The 24,079-nt window shown below is 65.5% G+C and carries 14 protein-coding genes; 9 read left to right on the top strand and 5 right to left on the bottom strand.

Annotation, left to right across the window (positions count from 1 at the left end; all coding sequences use genetic code 11):
• Window positions 1-81 precede the first annotated feature (81 nt).
• Entirely contained in the window at window positions 82-2,883 is a 2,802-nt protein-coding gene (locus ORI27_RS25955) for a TIR domain-containing protein (protein WP_266074026.1), read from the top strand.
• Here ORI27_RS25955 and ORI27_RS25950 read toward each other — a convergent pair.
• Window positions 2,871-3,305 (bottom strand): DUF6636 domain-containing protein, encoded by a 435-nt coding sequence (locus ORI27_RS25950; RefSeq protein WP_265999960.1) that lies wholly within the window; start codon window positions 3,303-3,305, stop codon window positions 2,871-2,873. The two genes, ORI27_RS25955 and ORI27_RS25950, sit on opposite strands and share 13 nt — an antisense overlap.
• Window positions 3,306-3,541: 236 nt before the next feature.
• On the opposite strand from ORI27_RS25950, the gene ORI27_RS25945 reads away from it, so the two are divergent.
• Window positions 3,542-7,723, top strand: coding sequence for an nSTAND1 domain-containing NTPase (locus ORI27_RS25945; RefSeq protein ID WP_265999959.1), 4,182 nt, complete (start codon window positions 3,542-3,544; stop codon window positions 7,721-7,723).
• A gap of 3 nt (window positions 7,724-7,726) precedes the next feature.
• Entirely contained in the window at window positions 7,727-8,878 is a 1,152-nt protein-coding gene (locus ORI27_RS25940; protein WP_265999958.1) for a patatin-like phospholipase family protein, read from the top strand.
• On the opposite strand, the gene ORI27_RS25935 is transcribed toward ORI27_RS25940, so the two are convergent.
• Both ORI27_RS25935 and ORI27_RS25930 read right to left on the bottom strand, forming a co-directional pair.
• Window positions 8,875-11,232, bottom strand: a complete 2,358-nt coding sequence (locus ORI27_RS25935) for a hypothetical protein (protein WP_265999957.1) — start codon at window positions 11,230-11,232, stop codon at window positions 8,875-8,877. The genes ORI27_RS25940 and ORI27_RS25935 overlap by 4 nt on opposite strands.
• Before the next feature lie 16 nt (window positions 11,233-11,248).
• Window positions 11,249-12,427, bottom strand: a complete 1,179-nt coding sequence (locus ORI27_RS25930; protein WP_265999956.1) for an NAD(P)/FAD-dependent oxidoreductase — start codon at window positions 12,425-12,427, stop codon at window positions 11,249-11,251.
• 105 nt (window positions 12,428-12,532) lie between these two features.
• Here ORI27_RS25930 and ORI27_RS25925 point away from each other — a divergent pair, with 105 nt between their 5' ends.
• The 3 genes from ORI27_RS25925 to nrdF all read left to right on the top strand — a co-directional run bounded on the left by ORI27_RS25925 (window position 12,533) and on the right by nrdF (window position 16,003).
• Entirely contained in the window at window positions 12,533-13,270 is a 738-nt protein-coding gene (locus ORI27_RS25925; RefSeq protein WP_265999955.1) for a TetR/AcrR family transcriptional regulator, read from the top strand.
• A gap of 49 nt (window positions 13,271-13,319) precedes the next feature.
• Window positions 13,320-14,867: a flavin-containing monooxygenase gene (locus ORI27_RS25920; protein WP_265999954.1), complete on the top strand. Its 1,548-nt coding sequence runs from the start codon at window positions 13,320-13,322 to the stop codon at window positions 14,865-14,867.
• Window positions 14,868-15,028: 161 nt separating this feature from the next.
• Window positions 15,029-16,003, top strand: coding sequence for a class 1b ribonucleoside-diphosphate reductase subunit beta (gene nrdF, locus ORI27_RS25915; RefSeq protein WP_265999953.1), 975 nt, complete (start codon window positions 15,029-15,031; stop codon window positions 16,001-16,003).
• A 461-nt stretch (window positions 16,004-16,464) separates the two neighbouring features.
• Here the strand turns inward: nrdF and ORI27_RS25910 are convergent, their stop codons facing one another.
• Window positions 16,465-16,710 (bottom strand): NAD(P)-dependent oxidoreductase, encoded by a 246-nt coding sequence (locus ORI27_RS25910; protein WP_265999952.1) that lies wholly within the window; start codon window positions 16,708-16,710, stop codon window positions 16,465-16,467.
• Window positions 16,711-16,875: 165 nt separating this feature from the next.
• Complete coding sequence (locus tag ORI27_RS25905; protein ID WP_265999951.1) at window positions 16,876-20,352, bottom strand: indolepyruvate ferredoxin oxidoreductase family protein; 3,477 nt, start codon at window positions 20,350-20,352, stop codon at window positions 16,876-16,878.
• 445 nt (window positions 20,353-20,797) lie between these two features.
• On the opposite strand from ORI27_RS25905, the gene ORI27_RS25900 reads away from it, so the two are divergent.
• The 3 genes from ORI27_RS25900 (at window position 20,798) to ORI27_RS25890 (ending at window position 24,047) form a co-directional block, all read left to right on the top strand.
• Window positions 20,798-21,304 carry an Lrp/AsnC family transcriptional regulator gene (locus ORI27_RS25900; protein WP_265999950.1) on the top strand — a complete coding sequence of 169 codons (507 nt, stop codon included), beginning with the start codon at window positions 20,798-20,800 and terminating at the stop codon, window positions 21,302-21,304.
• 201 nt (window positions 21,305-21,505) lie between these two features.
• Window positions 21,506-22,648 carry an acyl-CoA dehydrogenase family protein gene (locus tag ORI27_RS25895; RefSeq protein WP_265999949.1) on the top strand — a complete coding sequence of 381 codons (1,143 nt, stop codon included), beginning with the start codon at window positions 21,506-21,508 and terminating at the stop codon, window positions 22,646-22,648.
• Window positions 22,649-22,778: 130 nt separating this feature from the next.
• Window positions 22,779-24,047, top strand: coding sequence for an NAD(P)/FAD-dependent oxidoreductase (locus tag ORI27_RS25890; protein ID WP_265999948.1), 1,269 nt, complete (start codon window positions 22,779-22,781; stop codon window positions 24,045-24,047).
• Window positions 24,048-24,079: the final 32 nt, after the last annotated feature.

The following is a 24,079-nucleotide window of genomic DNA, read 5'->3' as shown; positions in this document are numbered from 1 at the left end:
CATTCGGCGGGACCACCATTCGGCGGGACCATACTGAACTCGGCGCGTCGGGTCCCGAGTGACGGCATACTCGTCACCGTTATGCGCTACGACGCCTTCATCTCGTATTCCCACGCCGCGGATGGACAGTTGGCCCCGGCACTGCAGAAGGCGCTGCAACGGCTTGCCAAGCCTTGGTACCGGCGCCGGTCACTGGAGGTTTTCCGCGATCAGACCGGTCTCGCGGTGGACCCGCACCTGTGGGCGGCCATCGTGCGCGCCCTGGACGACTCCGAGTGGTTTCTGTTGCTCACCTCGCCGCAGGCGGCCAACTCGGTGTGGGTCAACCGCGAGATCGAACACTGGAAGGCCAATCGATCGCTGGACCGGATCCTGCCGGTGCTCACCGAAGGGCATTGGCAGTGGGATCCCGATGCCGTCGATTTCACGGCGGACTCCGATGCGGTACCCCCGGCGTTGCGCGGAGTGTTCACCGACGAGCCCCGCCACCTGGATCTACGCTGGGCCCGCGAGGACGAGCAACTCGACCTGCGCAACAGTCGGTTCCGCGATGCGGTGGCCGAGGTGGCAGCACCGCTGCACGGCCGGACCAAGGACGACATCGAAGGCGAGGACGTCCGCCAGCACCGCCGTACCCTGCGGATAGCCCGGGCGGCGGTGACGGCCTTGATCCTGTTGACCGTCGCCGCGGTCACCGGTGCCGGTATCGCGGTCTACAACGCGAACCGCGCCGAGCAGAGACGAATTCAGGCCGAGGCGCAGCGGCTCGCCGCCCAGAGCGGCACCGAACTCGAGCGGCCCGACCTGGCCTTCCTGCTCGCCGCGCACGGCTACCAGCTCGACCACAGCGCCCAGACGGAGTCGGCGTTGCTCACCTCGGTGGCCAACCTGCCCGAGTTCAAACAGCGGATCCCGACCGAGTCCCCGGCCACCGCGGTGGCCCTCACCGACGCGGCCGACCGGGTGTGGATCGGCACGGCGGACGGCACGGTGCTGGCGCGGAGATTCTCCGACGGTTCCGATCTCGGCCGGCTGGATCCCGCGTTCGGCGGTGAAATCGTGGCCATGGCTCCGGCGCGACGGGGCAGCGACGCGGTCGTCGCCACCGACGGCGTCACGGTGACCACCGTCGGCGCCGATTTCACACCGGTGGTGGTGCGCGCCGCCCCCGATGCCGTGCGATCCCTGGCCGTCGACCCGGCGACGGGCCGGATCGCGGCGGGCACCGTCTCCGGTGATGTCGTCGTTTGGGAACCGACCGACCCGAAACCGGCGCTGCGTTTCCCGGCGGTGCCCGACGGGGTGGGGGACCACCGCTGGGTCACCGCGCTGGCCTGGACACCCGACGGCGCACTGCTGGCCGCCGGTCAATACGGCGGGGTGCGGCGGTTCAACCTCGACGCGCCGGGGCGGCCGGTCTGGGAGCAGGCCGACGCCAGCGGTGTGCCCGGTACCTGGGTATCGGCGCTGGCCGTTGTCGACGACGGCACCGTTGTCACCGGCGCCACCGACGGCACGATCGGGTTCTGGAGCGCCGCCGACGGCGTCATGACAGCGGCCGGGCTAGTCAAGTTGCACGCCGACGAGGTGCGCGGACTCGCCGTGACCGGGGATCCTCCGGAGGCCGGTTCGGTGGCGTCGGTGTCCGACGACGGGTTCATCCTCTACTGGAATCACCTCACCGGAGAGGCGGTGCTGGCGCCGACCCGGGTGGACGAGCAGGGAGCCACCGCCGTCGCATGGGATCCGGCGAACCCGTTGCACGGTGTGGTCGGCGGCACCGCCGGCGGTGCCCTGCTGCTCGACTACGGCCCCGACCAACGCCGGCCACTGGCCAGGCCGGTGCCCGGGTGGGCCGACGCCATCGCGGTGGCACTGTCGCCCGGCGGCGATCGGCTGGCGGTGGCGACCGCCGCCCACGGCGCCGACAAACCGGAAAGCGAACTGGTGCTCACCACGCCGGGTAAGCCCGACCCCACCGCGGCGTCGGTGCCTGTCGCCGGACTCATCGACCGGATCGTGTTCACCCCGGACGGCCGCCGGGTGCTGGCCAGCACCACCGACGGCACGGTCGCGGTCTGGGACGGTGCTGGCGGGTCGGCGACGGTGACTCCGGTGGCGCCCAGCGGCGCGGCGAGCCAGCTCGCGGTCGACCCCGACGGCGCCACGGTAGCAACCAGGTCGATGGATACCGACACTCAATCGTTTGACGCCGCACCCACCCGGCTGTGGCGGCTGGATGGCGAAAAACTGATCCAAAGCGGTGAAATCGAGGGTTCTCCTTTGGGTTTCGGGCTGGCATTCACCCCCGACGGTTCCCGCCTGGTGATCGGTGGGAGTAATCAGTTGATCATCAGTTCACTGTCCGACGGTGCGCGCACGACCGTGGACATCGCCGACGACCAAAGCCGTTTCGTGGCGGTCTCCCCGGACGGCAAGACCGTCGCGGTGGCGTTGTGGAGCGGCCCCGTGCGTCTGATCGATGTCGAGACCGGCAAGCAGAGCGGCGATGACCTGCGGGTCGCCAAGCGGGTGACCGACCTCGCCTTCCACGGCGCCCAAGAACTGGTCGGCACCTCCGAGGACGGCAGCATCATCTTCTGGGATCTCGCCACCCGCACCCGGATGTCTGACCGGCCGTTGACGGCGGTGTCCCGCGATGCCGGGCAGGGGTTCGGGCTGGCCCCCAGTCTCGCTGTCGGCGAGGACATCGCGGTGACGGCCTCGGTCGCCGACGGGCGGTTGGTGACGTGGTCGCTGGATCCCTCGGACTGGATCGCCGAAGGGTGCGCGGTACATCGCCGCGAACTCACCGACGCCGAGAAGAGCCGGTATGGACTACAAGGGTCCGCATCGATCTGCGGTGCGGCTCAGAAGAACTGATACCCCTGCCGGGCGATCGAGAAGCCATGTCCGGTTGCGGTGTCGGTACATGTCATCGCCGACGCGGTGCTGGTGCAACGCAGAACGCCGGCGCTGATCGATTCGCCGTAGCGCAGCGGCGGTCCGCCGGCGAGGGCGGTGTCGCCGGCGCAGACGAATCCCGGGGACCGGCCCGGGCCGAGGGTGATTCCCTGGCCGTAGTCGAATTCGCAGTCCGCCGGGCGCGGTGGCGGTGCCCAGTCCCGTTCCCGGATATCGCAACGCACCTGCAGCGTGTCGATCATGCAGCCGATGTTGCCCGACGGTGAGGTGAAGCCGGTGAGCTCGCCGACCACCTGGTCGGCGTGTGCGACCGGAGTCGCCAACGCCCCGATGGCGAGGGCGGCGACGACGAAAGCGATCGCAGATGATCGGCTGGTCATGGCCATCATCGTCTCACCCGAGCGGCGGGCATGAGACGGTTCCGCGGGCTTGGCGACGCGTGGTCGGGATATGCCTTGCTGCCGTGGCTGATTCGTGGGGCTATCGGGCGATGCACCGAATTCGACCTTCGTCAATCAGTCGCGGCTCGGCCCGCAGTGGCCTAACGTAGACCGGCAGAAAGTTGCTGGCGGCGAAACGTCCCGAGCCGGTCGAACCGCCCCGCAGTGTCGGTCGCATGGGATGGCATATGTCGCGGATCTTCGTGAGCCACTCGAGCCGCAACACGCGCGAGGCCGTCGCGCTCAAGCGCTGGCTGGTCGAACAGGATCCGCCGCTCGCCAATGAGATCTTCCTCGACGTCGACCCCGACACCGGCCTGCGGACCGGGACGCGGTGGAAAGATGCCCTGCGGCAGGCGAACGCCCGCTGCGAAGCTGTCATCTGTTTGCTGTCGTCGGATTGGGAGGCCTCTTCGGAATGCCGGGTGGAATACCGGACCGCCGAGAACCTGAACAAGCAGATCTTCGTGGCCAGGCTGGAGCCCTCCACCGGTGAATCTCTGACCTCCGAGTGGCAACGCTGCGACCTCTTTCCCGCCGGTCCCACCACGACCATCGACCTCGGCGACGGCGCACCGGTGCAGATGTCGACCGAAGGCCTGTATCGGCTGCGCGACGGTGTCCGTGGCGCCGGCATCGGCGCGGAATCCTTCGTGTGGCCGCCGCTGGCTGATCCCGACCGCGCGCCCTACCGCGGCTGGCAGTCGTTGGAGGAGGCTGACGCGGCGGTGTTCTTCGGCCGCGACACACAAATTGTTCGGGCCCTCGATGCCGTGCGGGGGATGCGCCTGGGCGGCTTGGAATCGATGTTCGTGATCCTCGGCCCATCGGGAACCGGCAAGTCGTCGTTTCTGCGGGCCGGGTTGTTGCCGCGCTTGCGGCGCGAGGACCGCCGGTTCGTGATCTGCGACCTCATCCGCCCGCAGCGCAGCGCGCTGACGGGCCAGGCCGGCCTCGCGGTCGCCATCGCCGGCGTCCGTAGGAGGTTCGGGCTGGCGGCCCCGAATCTCGGTGAGATCAAGGACGCGTGCTCGGCGGGTGACGCCGACCAGATCGCGATGTGGCTGGAACAGGTCCGGGTGGCGGCTGGAGATCGTCTGCTGGAGCGCGGCGCGGATGCTGAGGCGGCGACGGCGCCGACGCTGGTGTTACCGCTGGATCAGGCGGAAGAATTGTTCTCCGCCGACTCCGGAGAGCAGGCCACTGCGTTCCTCCAGCTGTTGGCGTCTGTGATCGACCGGCTCGGCACCGCGGAGACCGCCCTGGTCGTGGTGGCCACCATCCGCACTGATCGTTACGAAGTGATGCAGACCCATCCCGCACTGGCCGGTGTCGGCACCGTGCTGTTCGACGAACTCAAACCGATGCCCTCGACACAGTTCAAGGAGGTGATCGTGGGTCCTGCGCAGCGGGCCACCGAGGGAGGCCGGCCGTTGCGGCTGGCGCCCGACCTTGTCGATCGCCTGCTTGAAGACACCGGGGAGGGCGCCGACACCCTGCCGATGCTCGCATTGACCATGTCCCGGCTGTACACCGACTACGGCGCGAGCGGGGAACTCAGATTGTCCCATTACGAGGCGCTCGGTGGGTTGCGCCGCGTCGTCCAGAACGAGATCGATGAGGTGCTGTCCAGCGATCCCGGGCGGCGGGAAGCCGAATTGACCTCGCTGCGTTCGGCGTTCATTCCATGGCTGGCCACCATCAACCCGGACAACGACCAGCCGATGCGCCGGGTGGCACGCTGGGCCGACCTGCCGGAGCCCAGTCGTCCGCTGGTCGACGCGCTGGTGTCGAAACGGTTGATGGTCAAAGACATCCGAGACGGCCAGACTGTCACCGAGGTGGCGCTCGAGAGCCTGCTGCGGCAGTGGGATGATCTGGCGGGGTGGCTGCGTGAGCAACGCAAGGATCTCAAGAACGCCGACGATCTGCTCCGCAGCGCGTCGGCCTGGGACGTCAACGGCCGCAACCCAGCCTGGCTGTTGGAGGGCACTCGGTTGACCGAGGCCACCGAGCTGGTCAACCGGCCTGGCTTCGGGCAACGGCTCGCGGTCACCCATGCCTTCCTCACCGCCTCATACCAGCGTGAGGCGTCCCGCCGCGCAGCTGAAGAGCAGCAACGACAAGCCGAAATACTTGCCGCGCAGGAGCGCACGCAGCATGCCCTGGAACGCCAGGCCACCGCCGAGGCGCACACGGCCGTCCTGCGCCGCCGGTCTCGGGTATTGCGGGCGGTACTGGCTGGCACCGCTATGGTCGCGGTGATCGCCGTGGTGCTGTCGTTCGTCGCCAACGCCGCGCGAAATCAGGCTCAGGATCGCTTCGTCGAGGCCACCGCTGTCAGGCTGGTGTCGGAGTCCCAGGCCATGCTGGCCAACAGCCGGCCGGGCGGAACCACCCGGGCGATCCAACAGCTCTTGGCCGCCGGGTTGCTGACTCAACGTTATGACAGGGGCGTCCTCTATGACGCGGTGGCCCAACTGGCGCCGGTGTCGAAGATTCGCAACGTCCCCCGGCCAGTCGTCTCACCTGTCTTCAGTCCGGACGGAAAGTGGGTGGCTGCCGGCGACATGACATCACAGGACGGCGTCGCCAGGGTTCGGATCTGGGACGCAGAAACCGGTGAGCTACATGGTGACCCGCTGATCGCTGGCTCGCGCGGATTCGAATCGGTGGACTTCAGTCCCGATGGCCGGCTGCTGGCGTCGGCAAGCCTGGACGGCACGGTCGGTGTGTTCGACGTGGCCACGGGCGAGCCGGTCAGTGAACCGCTTGCAGTCGGTAAGGAGGCACACGACGCGGTCTTCAGCCGCGACAGTGCCAGGCTGGCGTCCCTCAACAGGGACGGCGACCTACAGGTGTGGGACATCGAATCCGGCAAACCGGATCCCAAGCCGCTGCTGACCGGGGCTCGACGGGTCTCATTCTCCGCGGACCGGCGCCGCGTGGCGGCCAGCGACTTCGAAGGTGCGGTCCGCATCTTCGACCTGCGAACAGGCAAACTGATCACCGATATACCCGCCCACGGTGAACTTTCGTACCTCGGACTGAGCCCGGATGGCACGGAGTTGTTGACGGCGAGCTTCTCCGGTGCGCTAGACGTGTGGAATGCCGATACCGGCCGGCTGGCCGAGTCGTTGGCCGAAAGTTCGACCACGGTGGTGACTTTCGGAGCATTCAGCCCAGATAGCAGCGTGATTGCCACGGGCTCAGTGGATTCCACGGTCGCACTGTGGGCATTCCGGCACGGCGCATGGGTGAGGATTCCGCTCGCCGGGCCGGCCGGGCTCATCTCCGGAGTCGCCTTCTCGCCCGAGGGTGACCGACTGGCGGTCAGCGGCAGCGACGGCAGCCTTTGGTTCTATGACGTGACAACAGCGCTCCCGCTCAGCGGCAGCTCGGTCGAGTTCGGTTCGGATGGCACGCTTGCTACGGGTGACCGAAACGGGAAGATCCTGTTGTGGGATCCGGTGACCCACGACATATCCGCCTCGGTCGGAACTGCGACCGAGGCGATCGTGGGCATGGCATTTCGACGCGACCAGACAGAGTTGGTCACGCTCAGCGAATCGATCGGGCTTGACCTGTGGAGCGTGGCCGACGGCCGTTGGCGCGCAGCACCGATCAAGATCGACACCCTCTTCAGGTCGGTCGCGTTCAGCGCTGACGGGGACCTGATCGCCGCCGGTGAGAATCATGGCGGGGTCCGTATCGTCGACGCCAAGACTCGTCGTCCGCTCATCGGTACCCTCAGCGACGGCGCGGGCAGAATCCAGGCCGTCGGGTTCTCCCCGAACGGTGACACTATTGCCGCGCTGGACACCGAGAACGATCAACTGAAACGGTGGGACCGCAATACCGGCAAGCTCATCTCGGTCAAGGATCTCGGTGTGACGGCATGGGTCGGTGCCGTTGGCCCCGACCTGGAAGCCGGGGCTGGCGGCATCGATGGCTATGTCGCGTTCTATGACAGCGCGAGCGGCGACCCGTTGCGGGAACCGGTTCGTGGCCATAATGGGCAGGTCACATCGATGGCCTTCGCCGCCGAGACTGAGCGGGCTGTGACCTCGGCCGTCGACAGCGTGCGGCTTTGGGATGCGAGCACTGGCGATCCCATCGGACAGCCCGTCACCGGTCCGCGGGAAGCTTTGATCGATGTGGCGATCAGCCCGGACAGCCGTTTCCTGGCAGTCGCGACCAAAGGCGACAACGTCTGGATCTGGCCCGCGTGGGCGGAGCCGGCAGACCTGTGTGCCAAATTGGCGGCCAACATGAGCCGCAAGCAGTGGGATCAGTGGGTTTCCCCGGACATCCCATACCGAAAGGTCTGCGATGGTCTCCCGATCGCACCCGACTGAGGAATGGCAGTGAATTCCAGAACCCGTGACGAGCATCTGTTCGACGACGGCCCCAAACGTCTGCTTGCCTTGGACGGCGGCGGAATTCGCGGCGCGCTGACGCTGGGATACCTGGGCCGGATTGAGGCGATCCTGCGGGAACGCACCGGGGGAGACCCGGCGTTTCGGCTGTGCGACTACTTCGATCTGATCGGCGGGACCTCCACCGGCGCGATCATCGCCACCGGCCTGGCCCTGGGCCTCTCGGTCGACGAACTCGACGGTATCTATCGCACGCTCGGCGAGAAGATCTTCGCGGACAGCGTGTTCCGGATCGGCTTGATCGGGGCGAAGTTCCCGAAGGAACCCCTGATCGAGGCGTTGGACTCCTACTTCGGAGACGAGACCCTGGGCAGCGACAAGCTTCGGACCGGGTTGATGGTGGTGACCAAGCGCCTCGATACCGGCAGCCCGTGGCTGCTGCACAACAACCCTCGCGGCGCCTTCTACGATTCGGTGGGCGACGGCGTGGCCAACAAGGACCTACTGCTGACCAGCATCGTGCGCGCCAGCACCGCGGCGCCGCATTACTTCGACCCGGAGCTGATCGAGATCGCGCCGGAAACCTTCGGTGCGTTCGTCGACGGCGGTGTGAGCCCCTACAACAACCCGGCGATGCAGGTGCTGATGCTGGCCACCTGCAGCGGGTACGGACTGAACTGGCACTTCGGTGCCGACCGGCTGCTGCTGGTGTCGGTGGGCACCGGCTATCGCGAGATCTCGGTTCCCGCCCACGAGGTGATGACCATGCCGGCCGTCCGGCTGGCCGCCGAATCGGTGCTGTCGATCATGCAGGACGCCAACTGGCAGGGTCAGGCACTGCTGCAGTGGATGGGCCGCAGTCCGACCGCCTGGACTATCGACAGTGAGATCGGCGATCTGCGGGCCGACTCGCTGGGCAACGGCCCGGATTTGCTGTCCTATCTGCGTTACGAGGTTGCGCTGCAGCCGGATTGGCTACGAGACACGCTGGGTGTCGAGCTCTCCGCGCGCCAGTGCGAGGCGTTGTACTCGATGGACGAGCCCGCCAACGTCGCCGAGCTGACCCGGCTGGGGCGCAGCGCCGCGCAGATCCAGGTGCGGCCGGACCACTTTCCGTTGGCCTTCGACCTCTAGACCGGGCCTTCGTAACGCCGGGCGAACTCGTCGGCGGGAACGGGCCACTGTTCGCCGTGCTCACCTTGCACCACCCAATCGCCGGCACCGGCGGTAGTGCGACCCTCCAGCGTCTCGATCACCTCGCCGGCGCGCGCCGGCCGAGCCGACACCACACCGTCTCTGCGCCACCGCGATCCGTCGAGATGGCTGTGCTGGGCGCGGAATACCGGATCCTTCACCGACCACCATCGCTGGCCGTCGGGTTCGGAGACCGCCCAGTCGCCGGCATCGGCCTGCAGCCGCTCGCCGGACGTGGTGGTCCACGTCCAGGGTTTGTCCCGGCGTTCGGCGATGACCAACCCCGTCCGCCGGAACCGATTCCAGGGGCTCTCAGTGCTGTCGGCGATCGGACGTGAACGGTAGCCGAGCTCGCGCAGCTTGGTCAGCGTCGCGGCCAAGCTGCTCAGCGCACTGTTCAGCAGCGCCGGGTCGGCTTCGATGGCCGCGAAGTCGGTCAACTTGTCATGGATCTTGCGGGCGTCGTCTCGCGTGGGGCCGTACTGCCACCCCGCGGCGCGGTAGTAGCGGCACCAGTCCTCGTGCTCGGCGCGCGCCATCGCGATTGCGGTGTCGCGCTCAAAACCCATGCGCTGCAGTTGCTCCAAGGGCGGTAGCCGGCGCAGCTCGGCAGTGGAAAGACGATCGGGGGATTGCCCCCAGGTGTTCCAGGTGTGCCCGCCGATCTTCTCCACCATCCATAGCGCATTGCGAACCTGCCGGCGATTCGAGCCACGATAGAACTCGTCGAGCTCGTCCCACGGCAGCGATGCGGGGGTGCGTACCGGCACCTCGGCGGCGTAACGCTGGTGGATCAGCCGGGCAGCCCGCTCCCAGGCATCCTGCGCCTGGCCGCCCGGCAGGTCCAGGCTCAACCGGTAGGTGCGCAATTGGCCGACGAGTGTCGCTCGCCTCTCGGAGGTGTCTGCGTCGGCGTCCCAGGCGTAGATCGGGGTGTCGGGAAACCGTGCGGCGAGCCGGGTTCCGGTGCTGGTATCGATTCCCGGGGCGCCGTCGACCAAGATCACCGCGGTCGCCGGCCCGGCCGCCAGCAGGCTCGACAGCACCGGAACCGTCGGGTTGTCGTTGACGGCCCGGATCTTGGTGAAATCGGGGGACAACCCGATGCGGCGGACGGAGTGGTCGTGGTCGGCCAGGTACTCCTCGGCGGCCGGGCCGACGAGTGTCAATTCGGGAAGTGCTGCGGCGTCGTCGCTGTGGTAGTCGTTCTCGATCCGCCGTTGCGTCATGTCCGCGCACAGCGCCAGGGTCAGTTGCGATGTCCCGCAGATCATGATGCGGTCGACCGGGGTGCCCGCCAGGATCATGTCGAGTAACCGGCGCGCGGTCACCTCGTATTTGCCGACGGTGTCGGCCGCCCAGATGGTGTCGCTGCCGCCGAAGTGCTGGGCCCGCCAGGCGTCGGCCTGCCAGGGATCGTCGATGCGCACGATCAGCGGCAGTCGTTGACGATCGTCGAGCCGCGTCACCCGTTCGGTGATCGTCTGCAGGCGGGCCAGATTGGTCGAGGGATCGGGGGACATCAGGTAGAGCCGATCGAGTTTGTCCCAGATCGGCAGTGAGGCGAGTGTGGCCGGGCGGCCGAAATCCACCGCCAGGACGCAGGCCCCCTTGACGCGGGCGGCCCGCACGCACGGGCGATCGGGATCGGAGGTCACCACGACCAGCGTGCTGCGGCGGTCCAGGTTCCGGGCGATCGCGGCCAGCATTGACGATCCGTCGTCATCGAGATCGACCACCGCAGTCACCGAACCGGCGAGCCGGGCGCGCAACCGGTCCAATCGGGACTGGAACAGGGCGACCGCCACACCGATGACTGACAGGAACACCGCCGCCAGCGCCGACAACTGGGCGATGTTCAATGCCACCGGGGTGGGCGACGGGCACGCCCCGGAATCCAGGGCGCGCACCGGGTTGCCACCCTTGACCAGCTCGGCCGTCCAGATCAGCGGGGTGAAGAAGTCCGGGTGCGAGTCGTCCTGGCAGCGCCAATACGACGCCACTCCCAGTACGGCGCTGAGCAGCGCCAAGCCCGCCACGACGGCTATCGGTGCGCCCGCCCGTGATTCCGTGCCGGAGCGGGCCAGGACCGCCGCGAGCAACACCAGCAGCACGCTGACCACGGCGATGGTGACCGCGGAGTTGGGCCTGCCGAACCAGGCCAGCGCAGGTGGAAGACCGTCCCGGACCTGCGGCCAGGCGGCCAACACCCCCAGATAGCCGACGGCGAGCGCGGCCACGGCTCCGAGGACGGCACGAAGCGTGCCGATGCGGGAAGCCGAGGGTCGGGGCACCGTCGGATTCTAGAACTCAGGTGTGCGAGGGGCTCTGCTGCTTCTTGTACAGCGACTTCAGCAGGAAGTCGCGGAAGGTGTGGTTGTCCAGCAGTTTGAGTCCGGCCCCGGAGACCTTAGGGTAGCCGGCGAGCTTGTTGAAGAAGCGCCCGCGCCGATACTCCCGACCCCACGCCGCCTCCATGCGCAGCTGGTAGTTGGTGAAGTCGTCGGGTCCGCCGTTCTCCAACGCCGCGATCGCGCATTCGCCGGCGGCCAGCCCGGATTCCAGCGCCTTGGAGATACCGGCCCCGGAGACCGGCTTGCCCGCGCCCAGCGAGTCGCCGGTGAACAGCACTCCGGGACGCCACGGCGGCCAGGCAGTGAATCCCATCGGCAGCCGCCAGGCCCGGACGGTCTTGTTCTTCTTCAATTCCTCGACCGGCGGCAGCTCCCACTCGCGGGGCAGGCTGCGCAGGAAGTCGCCGAAGAAATGGGTGGCGTTGATGGACTGCCAATTCTTGTAGCTGTTGACGTAGCCCAGGCCGATGTTGAATCTGCCGCCACCCATCGGGAACACCCAGCCGTAGCCCGGCAGCTGATCGCCCTGGAACAGCAGCTTGAGGTAGATCTCGAACCGATCGGAGTCCGGCCGGTTGGCGTGCATCTCCGAGCGGATCGCGATGGCCGAATAGCCGTTGTAGTCCGAGTCGATCTTCAGCGCCCGCTTGATCGGGGAGTAGGCGCCGTCGGCCGCGATCACTGCGTCGCCCAAGACCTTCTCACCGCTCTTGAGCACCACACCGATCACCCGGCCGCGCTCGTCGAACTCGGGACCGGCGACCTCACAGCCCTGGCGCGCCACCGCGCCGGCCGACTCGGCGTGCTTGAGCAGCATGGTGTCGAGTTCGCTGCGGCTCGCGGTGTGACCGTGGTCGGGCATGCCGGGGCGCTTCGGGAACGACAGCTCCCATTCGGACGGGCTGTAAACGGTCACGCCGCTGATGCGGTGGAATTGCGACACCTCGTGGGCGAGGCCCATCTTCTGGAGATAGCTCACCGCCCGGGCGGTCAGGCCGTCGCCGCAGGGCTTGTCCCGCGGGAACTCCGCCTTGTCGAGGACCACCACTTTCGCGCCGGTCTGGGCGGCTTGCCACGCCGCCGCGGATCCTGATGGCCCCCCGCCGGCCACCACCAGGTCGAATCGCTCGGTCACTACGTCTCGTCTCACTTCGATAATCGGGTTGCCACGATGCTAACCGAGATCACGGCGCCGCTCCGATCGGCGGATGGCGGTCGGCCTGCGAGTACAGTGCTTGACGTGCGCAGAGCGTCCAGATCGCGATCCGGCACAGAGCCGGGCAAGGTCGACGCGCGCAGTGAACGCTGGCGTGAGCACCGCAAGAAGGTGCGTGCCGAGATCGTCGACGCCGCGTTCCGGTCCATCGACAAGCACGGGCCCGAGGTCAGCCTGCGTGAAATCGCCGAAGAAGCGGGCACCGCAAAACCGAAGATCTACCGGCACTTCACCGACAAGTCCGATCTGTTCCAGGCAATCGGCAAACGGTTGCGCGACATGTTGTGGGCGGCGATCTTCTCGAACATCGACGCCGCCACCGACCCCACCCGCGAGGTTGTCCGCCGCGGTGTGGCCGAGTACGTGAGCCTGGTCGAGCAGCATCCCAACGTGCTGCGCTTCATGCTGCAGGGGCGGTTCCCCGAGCAATCGGAATCCACCCAGCGCGCGCTCAACGAGGGCCGCGAGATCACCATGGCGATGGCCGAGACGTTCAACAACGAGCTGCGCGGCATGCAACTCGACCCCGCGGCGCTGGAGCTCGCCGCCGCGGCCGCGTTCGGGTCCGCGTCAGCGGCCACCGACTGGTGGCTGGGCCCCGACCCGGACAGCCCGAGGCGGATGCCGGCCGAGGAGTTCATCAATCACCTGACGACGATCATGTTGGGCACGGTCAACGGCACCGCCGATCTGTTGGGCGTCGACCTCGACCCCAACCGGCCCATTCACGACGCGATGCAGCGCCGCGCCGCCGCCGGCTGAGGCCTTACGCACCTAGGCGATACCAGCGGTATTGGGTACTTTGGTTGTCATGACCGTTGTCGAACCGTCCGTCGCCGAGACTGCCACCGAGCCCGTCCACACCAGGGCGCTGGTCATCGGCACCGGCTTCTCCGGGCTCGGCATGGGGATCGAGCTCCAAGCGCGCGGCGTCGACTTTCTGATCCTGGAGAAGGCCGACGACGTCGGCGGGACCTGGCGCGACAACAGCTACCCGGGCTGCGCGTGCGACATCCCGGCGCACCTCTACTCCTTCTCCTTCGAACCCAAGCCCGACTGGACCTACATGTGGTCGGAGCAACCGGAGATCCTCGACTACCTCAAGGGCGTGACCGACAAGCACGGCCTGCGTCGCTACATCCGGTTCGGCGCCCACGTCGACCGGGCCCATTGGGACGACGCCGAGTACCGCTGGCACGTGTTCACCAAGGACGGCCGCGAGTACGTCGCCCAGTTCCTGATCTCCGGTGCCGGCGCGCTGCATATCCCGGCCGTGCCCGATGTCGAGGGGCTGGCCGACTTCGAGGGTGCGGCGTTCCACTCGGCGCAGTGGGACCACAGTGTCGACCTCGCCGGCAAGCGTGTCGCGGTCATCGGCACCGGTGCCAGCGCCATCCAGATCGTCCCGGAGATCGTGGAGGAGGTCGGGGAGTTGCAGCTCTACCAACGCACCCCGGCCTGGGTGCTGCCGCGCACCAACAACCCGACCCCGGTGTGGATGCGCGACGCTTTCGCGACGGTGCCCGGCACCCGGGCACTGCTGCGCACCGGCATCTACTGGTTCCAGGAAGCGCTCGGCTTCGCGATGACCCAGCGGCCCGAGCTGCTCACGCTCGGCGAGCTGGCCGGCAAGTGGAACATCCGTCGCCAGGTTCGCGATCGTGACCTCCGACGCAGGCTGACTCCGAAATATCGGTTGGGCTGCAAGCGAGTGTTGTTCTCCGACGGATACTTTCGAGCCATCGCCGAACCCCGCTCGGAGCTGGTCACCGATCCGATCGCCCGGATCACCCCGCACGGCATCGTGACCGCCGACGGCACCGAACGCGAGGTCGACGTCATTGTGTTCGCGACCGGCTTCCACGTCACCGACTCCTATACCTACGTCGGTATCAAGGGCCCTGGCGGCGAGGACCTGGTGGACCGCTGGAATCGCGAGGGGGTGCAGGCCCACCGCGGAATCGCCGTCGCGGACATGCCGAATCTGTTCTTCCTGCTCGGGCCGAACACCGGATTGGGCCACAACTCGGTGGTGTTCATGATCGAGTCGCAGATCCGCTACGTCGGCCAGGCGATCGACGCCGTCGACAAGGCCGGGGCGCAGGCGCTGGCGCCCAGCCGGTGCGCGCAGGACACGTTCAATGCGGAGCTGCAGCAGCGGCTCGAGGGTGCGGTGTGGAGCACCGGCGGCTGCAGTAGTTGGTATCTCGACGAGCACGGCAAGAACCGCACGCTGTGGAGCGGCATGACGTGGCAGTACTGGTTGACCACGCGTTCGCTGAAGCGTTCGGAGTACCGCTTTTCCGGGGTGGGATCCGGGGCGCCGGTGCGGCCCTCGACGACGTCTGCTGCGGGCTGATCGTCGACACGCCGGGGTCATTTCGCGCTGCGCGCCGGACCTGTGGATTCGGTCTCGGGGAAACACAAGTTGTTGTGTTGCGGCGTGTTGTCGGACCCCAGGGGTAGTGTTTTGGTGGTCAGCCGGAAACGGGGCAAACAGCGTGGTGAAGTGGGGTTTCGGTGAGCGATGGAACGAAGCTGATCGACCGGGCGACGGCGATCAACTGGAACCGTGTCATTGACGAGAAGGACGCGGAAGTCTGGGATCGCTTGACCGGCAACTTCTGGTTGCCCGAGAAGGTGCCGCTGTCCAACGACATGCCCTCGTGGAACACGCTGACGGCCGACGAGAAGCAGCTGACCATGCGCGTGTTCACCGGGCTGACGCTGCTGGACACCATCCAGAGCACGGTCGGCTCGGTCAGCATGATCCCCGACGCGCTGACCCCGCACGAAGAAGCGGTGCTGACCAACATCACGTTCATGGAGTCGGTGCACGCCAAGAGCTACAGCTCGATCTTCTCGACGCTGTGCTCGACGACCGAGATCGACGAAGCCTTCCGCTGGTCGGAGGAGAACGTCAACCTTCAGCGCAAGGCGCAGATCATCCTCGACTACTACCGCGGTGATGATCCGCTCAAGCGCAAGATCGCCTCGGTGTTCCTCGAAGCGTTCCTGTTCTACTCCGGTTTCTATCTGCCGATGTACTGGTCGAGCCGGGCCAAGCTGACCAACACCGCCGACCTGATCCGCCTGATCATCCGCGACGAGGCCGTGCACGCCTATTACATCGGTTACAAATTCCAGAAGAGTTATGCGCTGCAAAGTGAGGAGCGCAAGCAGGACCTCAAGGACTACGCCTACGAACTGCTGTATGCGTTGTACGAGAACGAGATCGAGTACACCCAGGATCTCTACGATTCGGTCGGGCTGACCGAGGACGTCAAGAAGTACTTGCGCTACAACGCGAACAAGGCGTTGATGAACATGGGCTTCGAGGCGCTGTTCCCGCGCGACGAGACAGACGTGAATCCCGCGATCCTGTCGGCACTTTCGCCGAACGCCGACGAGAACCACGACTTCTTCTCCGGGTCGGGGTCCAGCTACGTCATCGGCAAGGCCGTCGTCACCGAGGACGAGGACTGGAACTTCTAGTTTTGCAGCTCACTGAGCGACTTGGGCTCTTCTGGTTGTCTTCGGTTCCGTCGCCGGAGATGGCGGGTACGACCCGTCTGTGCGGGAAGGCGCGGCGCTCCTTCTCTCGTTGGCGTCCAGCACATGATCCACCTCTTCGCCCAGGCGCTCGGCGTGGTTGTGGGCTGATCGCACATGCGGGCCACGTTGACACGGGGGGCCGCCGTCGCCCCAACCAAACGAAGAGGTCTGTATGAGTCCTACCGCGGCATCTTCGCACCCTTCCAGGCTGCCTAAGAATGCAAACCTGGTGTCACCATCGAGCCCACCGGGAAGTCCTACGCTTGCCACGACGCGATTTTCTTCAAGGTTCATCAGGGTTTGATCGCCGAATACCGGTTCTACGAGGATGCCTCCTTCGTCACGCAACGTGGTATCAACGCCGAGTCAATCCGGTTGAACACTCAGAGGGCTCCGAACGATCAGCTTGGAACCGGGCCCCACACGCCGGGTTTGAACACAGTGATCACAGCGTCGGCGCCTCGGACGGTTTGACGTATCCGGTCTGGGTCGGAGAGCTCACCCTCGATCGTGGTCAAGTTTGGGTGGCTGATCTTGAGCTTGCCGGGGTCGCGAAGGTATGCCGTGACGTAGTGCCCGTCGGCGAGCAGATCATCGACAACGAGGCTTCCGATCTTGCCGCTGGCGCCAAAAACGGTGACTCGCATGGCCCTTGTGCTCCCGATGTCGGATGTTGTGTCAACACGAGCATTGTATTGAGCGTTGCCCGGTGCTTGGCGCGGCGGTGGTGATCCGCACGATAGTCGAACCGCCGGCATTGATTGTGATGTGCGGCAGGCCGAAACGCGTCGGTGGCTGCACGCGGCCAATCGTCATATCGACAGCGACGCGGTGTCGACTCCGAGCTCGTGTAGCCGTGCGACATAGCGGCGCAGATTGCGCATCTTCACCTCTTCGTAACCGCGGACCAATTCGGCAGCCGACGCGACGGCTAGGGCCTGGTCGTAGGTCTCGGGTGTAAGCGTCGGCAGAAGGTCCTGGACCGTCACTTCGTAGTGGGTAATGAGGTCGCGTTCGAGGCGCCGCATCCGCGTGTGTCCGAACGGGTCGATGAACCGCCCGCGCAGGGGCTTTCCCTTCGCGAGTAGGCGCAGGGCGACATGCGTGCGGGGGCCCAGATCGATTTTCTTCTTGCGGCCCAGCGCTTTCAGGATGGGCGGATGCAGCTTGAAGGTCAGACCCTGCCCTCCAGGCACCTGTGTCTTCACCAAATCGAGGAATGCCGGTTCGGTGAGCATCCGGGCGACTTCGTATTCATCCTTGTAGGCAAGGAGCTTGAAGAAGTTCATCGTGACAGCGTCGGACAGTTCAGTGCGGTCGGTGATCGCGCGTTCTTGCGACCACACATTCTGGGTCAGTGTGATCAACCGGGCCGCCAAGCCGGCTCCCTGGTAGTCGATGAGGTTCGCGGCGCGCCGCTCCAGTAGCTCCCGCGTGGTCCCGTTCACCGTGCAACCGTCCAGGAGATGGTGGGGTAGCGGCGCAGTATCGCACTGTGGGACCTTCCGAAGTATAGTCGCGTTGCGAAAGGCTTCGGGTTCGGCGACGGCAACTCGACCCCAGTCGAACGCTAGCCGGTTCATCTGCACGGCAACACCATTGATGGCGATCGCCTCTTCGATCGCGCTGGCGGTGATCGGAATGGCGCCGGCCTGATAGGCGGCGCCGACGAGCAGGAAGTTCGCCGCTGCGGTATTGCCGAACAGTTTCTCGGCGGCGGCGAGAGCATCGAAAGCGATCAGTGCACGGCTACGGACATCCAGTCGGGACAGTAGCGTCGCCTCGGCGGGATACTCGACGGCGTCGTTGTAAACCATGTCGCCGGTGGGGGTCTTGCTGGTTGAGGCAACGGAGATAGTGCGGTTCGGGCTCCCGTATCCCACGTTCTTTGCCTCGACGGCGGTGAGTAGGTCGAAGGCCAAGATGCAGTCAGCCGACTCGGGGCTGATGCGGTTGGACGATTCGACCGCCTCGGTGCTCAGCCGCAGATGGGAGGTCACCGGGCCGGCCTTCTGGCTCAGGCCTGTCTGGTCAAGTCCTTCGGGGCGTAGTCCGTCGCGCAATGCGGCCATGGCGAGTACCTGATTGACGGTCACGATCCCGGTGCCGCCGATGCCGGCCAGAAAGATGTTGTGAACGGCGGTGATTGGCCGGTACGTCGGCTCGGCGACGTCGGGAGGAGTCGGCGGCTGTGGTGCGGCATCGGCGATGTGCGAGTCCGGCAGCTCCACCGTTACAAACGACGGGCAGTTACCGTCGAGGCACGAGTAGTCGGTGTTGCAAGTGGTCTGGTCGATGCGGGTCTTTCGGCCCAGTTCGGTGTCGACGGGTTGCACGGACAAGCAGCTACTCTTGACGCCACAGTCGCCGCAGCCTTCGCATACGGCTTCGTTGATGACCACCCGGGTACGGCGAATCGGAAGTTTGCCGCGCTTGCGCTTGCGTCGGGCTTCGGCTGCGCATTGCTGGTCGTAGATCAAGACGGTGACGCCCTTGGTGTCGCGAAGAAGTTGCTGTGCCTCGTCGAGGCGCTCGCGGTTCCACAACAACACGTTCCTGGCGAACGATTTCCCTCTATGTCGTCCAGGGTCTTCCGCGCAGACGATGATTTTCGAGACGCCTTCCGCGGCGAGTTTGTGCGTCAGTTCGGGGACGGTCAGTCCAGCTTTGACGTCCTGGGCACCGGTCATCGCCACGGCGGAGTTGTACAGAATCTTGTAGGTGATGTTCACCCCCGCGGCGACACACGCCTGCACCGCGAGTTGTCCAGAGTGGAAATAGGTTCCGTCGCCGACGTTCTGGAAGATGTGCTCGATATCCGTGAACGGTGCCTGACCGATCCATTGGGCACCTTCGCCGCCCATTTGGGTCAGCCCGGTGACCTGTGAGTCTGTGCGTGACGACATCGTGACCAGGGTGTGGCAACCGATTCCGCCGCCGGCCAGGGAGCCTTCCGGCACCGCGGTGGATCGGTTGTGCGGGCAGCCCGAGCAGAAGTATGCAGTGCGTTTGGTGGGCAGGACGGTCAGTTCAAGGGCCGGTGGCAGAGGAGCCGCTACCGCCACCCGACCCTTCAATATCGTCCGCAGTGGCGCGGCCAGGCGTGCGGCCGTCAGTTCGCCGTCCGGCGGAATCAGCCTTTGCCCGTTTTCGGCGCGCTTACCAAGAATCTGCGGCGCGGCGCGGTGGCCGTACAGGATGTCTTTGACTTGCGTCTCGACAAAGGCGGTCTTCTCCTCGACTACAAGGACCTGCTCAACACCCCGAGCGAGGCGTCGAACCTTCTCTGCACCAAGGGGATAGGGCATGCCGATACGCAGGATTCGGATTCCGGCGTGCCGGAGAGCAGTCTCGGTGAGACCGAGGTTGGCAAGGGTTTCGCGGACAGAATCGTAAGCGGTGCCGACAGCGACAATTCCCAGCCAGGCTTCTGTGGGATCGACGTCGATGCTGTCGATTTCGTTGGCCGCGTTGAACGCTTCGACCATCGCCCAACGGGGTCCGTAGAGGTCGGCCTCGGCTAACACGCTATCCGGGGGTGCGGCACATATGCGCTGGCGATACACCCACGGCTGGCCGTCCCATTCGATGGCCGGGACCGTGATGTCGAGGTCGCTGAAGTCCCGGTCCAGCGTCCAGACCCCGTCGGCGACGTCGGTGACGAGTTTGATGGCCGACCAGCATCCGGACGCGCGGGACAGCGCAACGCCATATAGGCCAAACGTGACGACCTCTTCCGCGTTGCGCGGGTAGAAGATCGGCATCGACATCGCCGCGAGCGACCGCTCGCTCGCGATGGGGAGGCTGGAGGACTTCGAGGCGGGATCGTCGCCGACGAACGCGAGGGCACCGCCCGCCGGGTGGGCGCCGTACATCGTTGCGTGGCGAAGGGCGTCGCTGGCGCGGTCCAGTCCCGGGCCCTTGCCGTACCAGACGCCGATCACCCCGTCGTGAGAGCGCACCCCCGAAGGAAGTTCCAGTTGGCTTCCCCAAACCGAGGTGGCGGCGAGTTCTTCGTTGACTCCAGGAATAAGGTGCACATGATGTTCGGATCGCAGTTCGGGAAGACTCTGCAGTAGCTGGTCGAGGGTCCCCAGCGGACTGCCCTGGTAGCCGGAGACGAAAGTCGCCACACGTCTACCGGCATTTCTGTCCCGCTGGTGCTGCTCGACCAGCTGCCGAGCGATTGCTTGTACTCCGGTCAACAGCACCGGACCCGACGATGGGCGGTATCGCTCTGAGAGAGCTGATGAGGACACCGACGGACCGGCCGTGTGCATTTGGGTCATGGCATTACACCGTCCATAGATTGCGCTCGAGCATCCGCTAAGTGATTCGCCAGCACCTCAAAGGCTGTCTCCAAATGGCTTTCAGGTCAACTGATGCATGATTAACTTGGCATATGGATCAGTTGACGGATTCGATTCTGCTAAGTGGTGATTCGCTGGCGCAGCACCGGCTGTCTCGACGGCGAAAGTGACGAAAACTGTTGTCAGGCGGACGACGTCCGCCGTAGGGTTCGCCAGACGAGACTTACCCGACCGGAGGGAACGTCATGCTGGTTATGACTGGCGCGGCGCTGACGGCATTGGTTGTAAAACTGCTTTCGGCCGTGGGCAGGCGACGCGACGAAACGCCCTCCGATTCAACCGGATTGGCGCAGGAGGCCGCTGGCAACGGACCCCTATAGCTCACGACGTCGTCGATTCGTTCGCGGAGAAGTGAGGTGACCGGTTGCTGAGCATCGATCGACTAGACGTGGAGTTACTCGAACTCCTTTCTCGTGACGCTCGTATTGGTGTTGTGGAGTTGGCGTCTACATTGGGGATCTCGCGCAATACCGTGCAGTCGAGGCTGCGACGACTTGAACAAGGCGGCCTGCTCGTCGGGTACCGGCCGGAGATCGATCTGGCGCAGGCGGGGGTCGCAACCCAGGCGTTTATAGGGCTGGAGGTCCAGCAGGGCCGACTCGCCTCGATTGTCGATGCGCTTGTCGAAATCCCTCAGGTGCTAGAGATTCATGCCACGACCGGTCGCGAGGATCTGCTGGTTCGCGTCGCTACCGAGAACCAAGCCGGATTACAGCAGCTCATCGAGCGCATTGTCATGATCCCTGGAGTCGTCCACTCAACCACCACGCTGGCCCTCACCACCCCGCTGCCATATCGGGCAGTGCCGCTGATCAAAGACATGACACGCAACGCCGGGTGGGGACGATCGACCCCGACTCACAAAGAGTGATTCTCGGTCGACCTGGTGATTCGCCGGTACTCCCAGGCGGGCATTCGCACCAGTCCGTCGGGAGTGGCGCCGCAATTGCAAATAGAACAAAAGGAATTGATTGTGTTCGATTAGTTCGATATGGTCGACTCGATCGTGGCCACGGTTGCCGGGCCATTGTCGGCGGCACCCTGACATAGCCGCATCGAAGGAAGGCCGTGGATGCAACGCACCTTGTTCAACGACGACCACGAGGCGTTTCGGTCGACGGTCCGTGCCTTCTACGCCGAGCAGGTGGTGCCGGAGTACGTCGAGTGGGAGCAGGCCGGGGCGCCACCGCGACACTTCTGGACCGCTGCGGGCAAGCTCGGACTCCTGGGCATCCAAGTCCCCGAGGAATTCGGTGGGGGAGGCCAGGACAGCTATCTGTTCAATGTCGTCTTGACCGAGGAATCCCAGCATGCGGGCGTCGCACTCGGCGGGCTGCGAATGCACACCGACATTGCGATGCCGTACTTCCTCAACGTCGCCAATGCCGAGCAGCAGAGCCGCTGGCTTCCGCGCCTGGTATCCGGCGACGCGGTGAGCGCCCTGGCGATGTCGGAGCCGGGCGCGGGTTCAGACATGAAGGCGATCTCCACCCGAGCGGTGCGTAATGGCGATCACTACATCGTCTACGGTTCCAAGACGTTCATCTCCAATGGCGCCAATGCCGATCTGATCGTGACCGCGGTCAAGACCGATCCGGAAGCCGGCCGGGAAGGCCTGAGCCTGCTGGTGATCGAAGGCGACAGCCCGCGGCTGATCCGGGGCCGCAAGCTGGACAAGCTGGGCTTGAAGTCGCAGGATCTGGCCGAGTTGATCTTCGACGATGTGGTGGTGCCCGCCGAGAACCTGCTGGGGGAAGAGGGCAAAGGGTTCGCCTACCTCACCGAGAACCTCGCCCAGGAGCGCCTCTCGATTGCGGTGAACAGTCAGGCCGCCGCACTCAAGGCGCTGCAGGACACTGTTGAATACGCCAAGGGCCGCAAGGCGTTTGGCACGACGGTATCGTCATTTCAGAACACCAAATTCGAGCTCGCCGCCTGCGCGACCGAAGTCGAGGCTGGTCAGTCACTGCTTGACCGGGCGCTGTTGGCTCATGAGGACGGGAAGCTCTCGGCAGCCGACGCGGCCATGGTCAAGCTGTATTGCACCGAACTCCAGGGTCGCGTGATCGACCGCTGTCTGCAGTTGCACGGGGGCTACGGCTACATGATGGAATACCCGATCGCGCGGGCCTACGCCGATGCCCGGGTGTCGCGAATCTACGCCGGCTCCAGCGAGGTCATGAAAGTCATCATCGCTCGATCGTTAGGACTCTAAGGTGTTGACGCAATCACGCTTGGCTCCATTCATCCGAACTAGCCCCCTACAAAGCAGAGCTGCGCGGAGGCCTCGTTTCGTAGGAAAGGTTGTTCATTCCCGCACCAGAAGTCGTCGGTGAGGGGACAAGATGCCAAGCCTGAAGCAGGCAGCGCTATCGGCTGACAAGACCGTCGTCATCGTGGGGTCCTCGGTCGCCGGGGTGCGTACCGCACGGGCATTGCGAACCCAGGAATTTGGCGGTCGCATTGTGTTGATCGGCAAGGAGGCCGGGCTCCCCTACGACAAACCTCCGCTGTCCAAGCAGTTCCTCGCCGGCACTTGGGATGTGGACAGGCTCACCCTGTTGGCTGCGGAGGATGCAGAGGCCGCCGGTATCGAGCTGCTGCTCGGCAGCGCAGCGGAACGGCTCGACATTGCTGCTCGGATGGTTTACCTCGTTGATGGCACAGCGGTGCCATACGACGTCCTAGTCGTGGCGACCGGAGCCGACGCGAGGCCATCTCCGTGGCCGGTCGAATCCGGCATGCACGTTGTCCGGACACTCGACGACGGCCGCAGATTGGCCGACGACCTCACTTCCTCTTCGGGGCCCGTGGTGGTGATCGGGGGTGGATTCATTGGTGCCGAAGTGGCGGCAACCGCTCATGCAATGGGTCGAACCGTCACGATCATCGATCCGCTGGGCGCACCGATCGGACGAATCCTCGGCGAGGAGCTTGCCCCGATGTTCAACGATTTGCACCGTCGGCATGGGGTTACGACTCGATTCGGCGAAGGCGTGGAGTCGGTCGAAGGCACCGCGGGGAATCTGAAGGTGACGATGACCAACGGTGAGACCCTTCAGGCAAGCATCGTCGTGGTGGGAATCGGAGCCCGACCCAATGATGGCTGGCTGGAGTCCTCGGGACTACTCATCGCTGATGGTGTCGTGTGCGACGAGTTCTGTCGCGCAGCCGATCACAGCGAGATTTTCGCGGTGGGTGACGTCGCTCGCTGGTATCACCCGCGGCATCGTGAAGATGTTCGGGTGGAGCACTGGACGAACGCATCAGAGCAGGCGGCTTGCGTAGCCCACAACATTCTGCACCCCGCGGAGTTGCGACCATATGGTCCGGTCGAATTCGTGTGGAGTGATCAGTACGACTGGAAGATCCAGATCGCGGGCCGGCCGGGGCGAGCCGACTTCCTTCGGTTGATCGGCAACCTCCAGGGTGAAAGACCGCGCGCTGCTGCTATTTACAGTGATGAGAGTGGGGTGATTCGCGGTGCGGTCACCGTTAATTGGCCGAAGGCAATCTTGGCGTGCCGCAGGCTAATCGGTTCCGAGGCCTCCGCGGCGTCAGCTCTGGCGGAGATTGAGCAGCTGCATCGGGTCGGCACCGTGCCGAGCGTTTGACGGCAACCTTGCTCGTCTTAACGACGGTCAAC

Source organism: Mycobacterium pinniadriaticum (genome assembly GCF_026242045.1).
In the GTDB taxonomy this organism is placed as follows: domain Bacteria; phylum Actinomycetota; class Actinomycetes; order Mycobacteriales; family Mycobacteriaceae; genus Mycobacterium; species Mycobacterium pinniadriaticum.
Note: the sequence above shows the minus strand (reverse complement) of the source record. Positions and strands in the feature narration are given on the sequence as shown.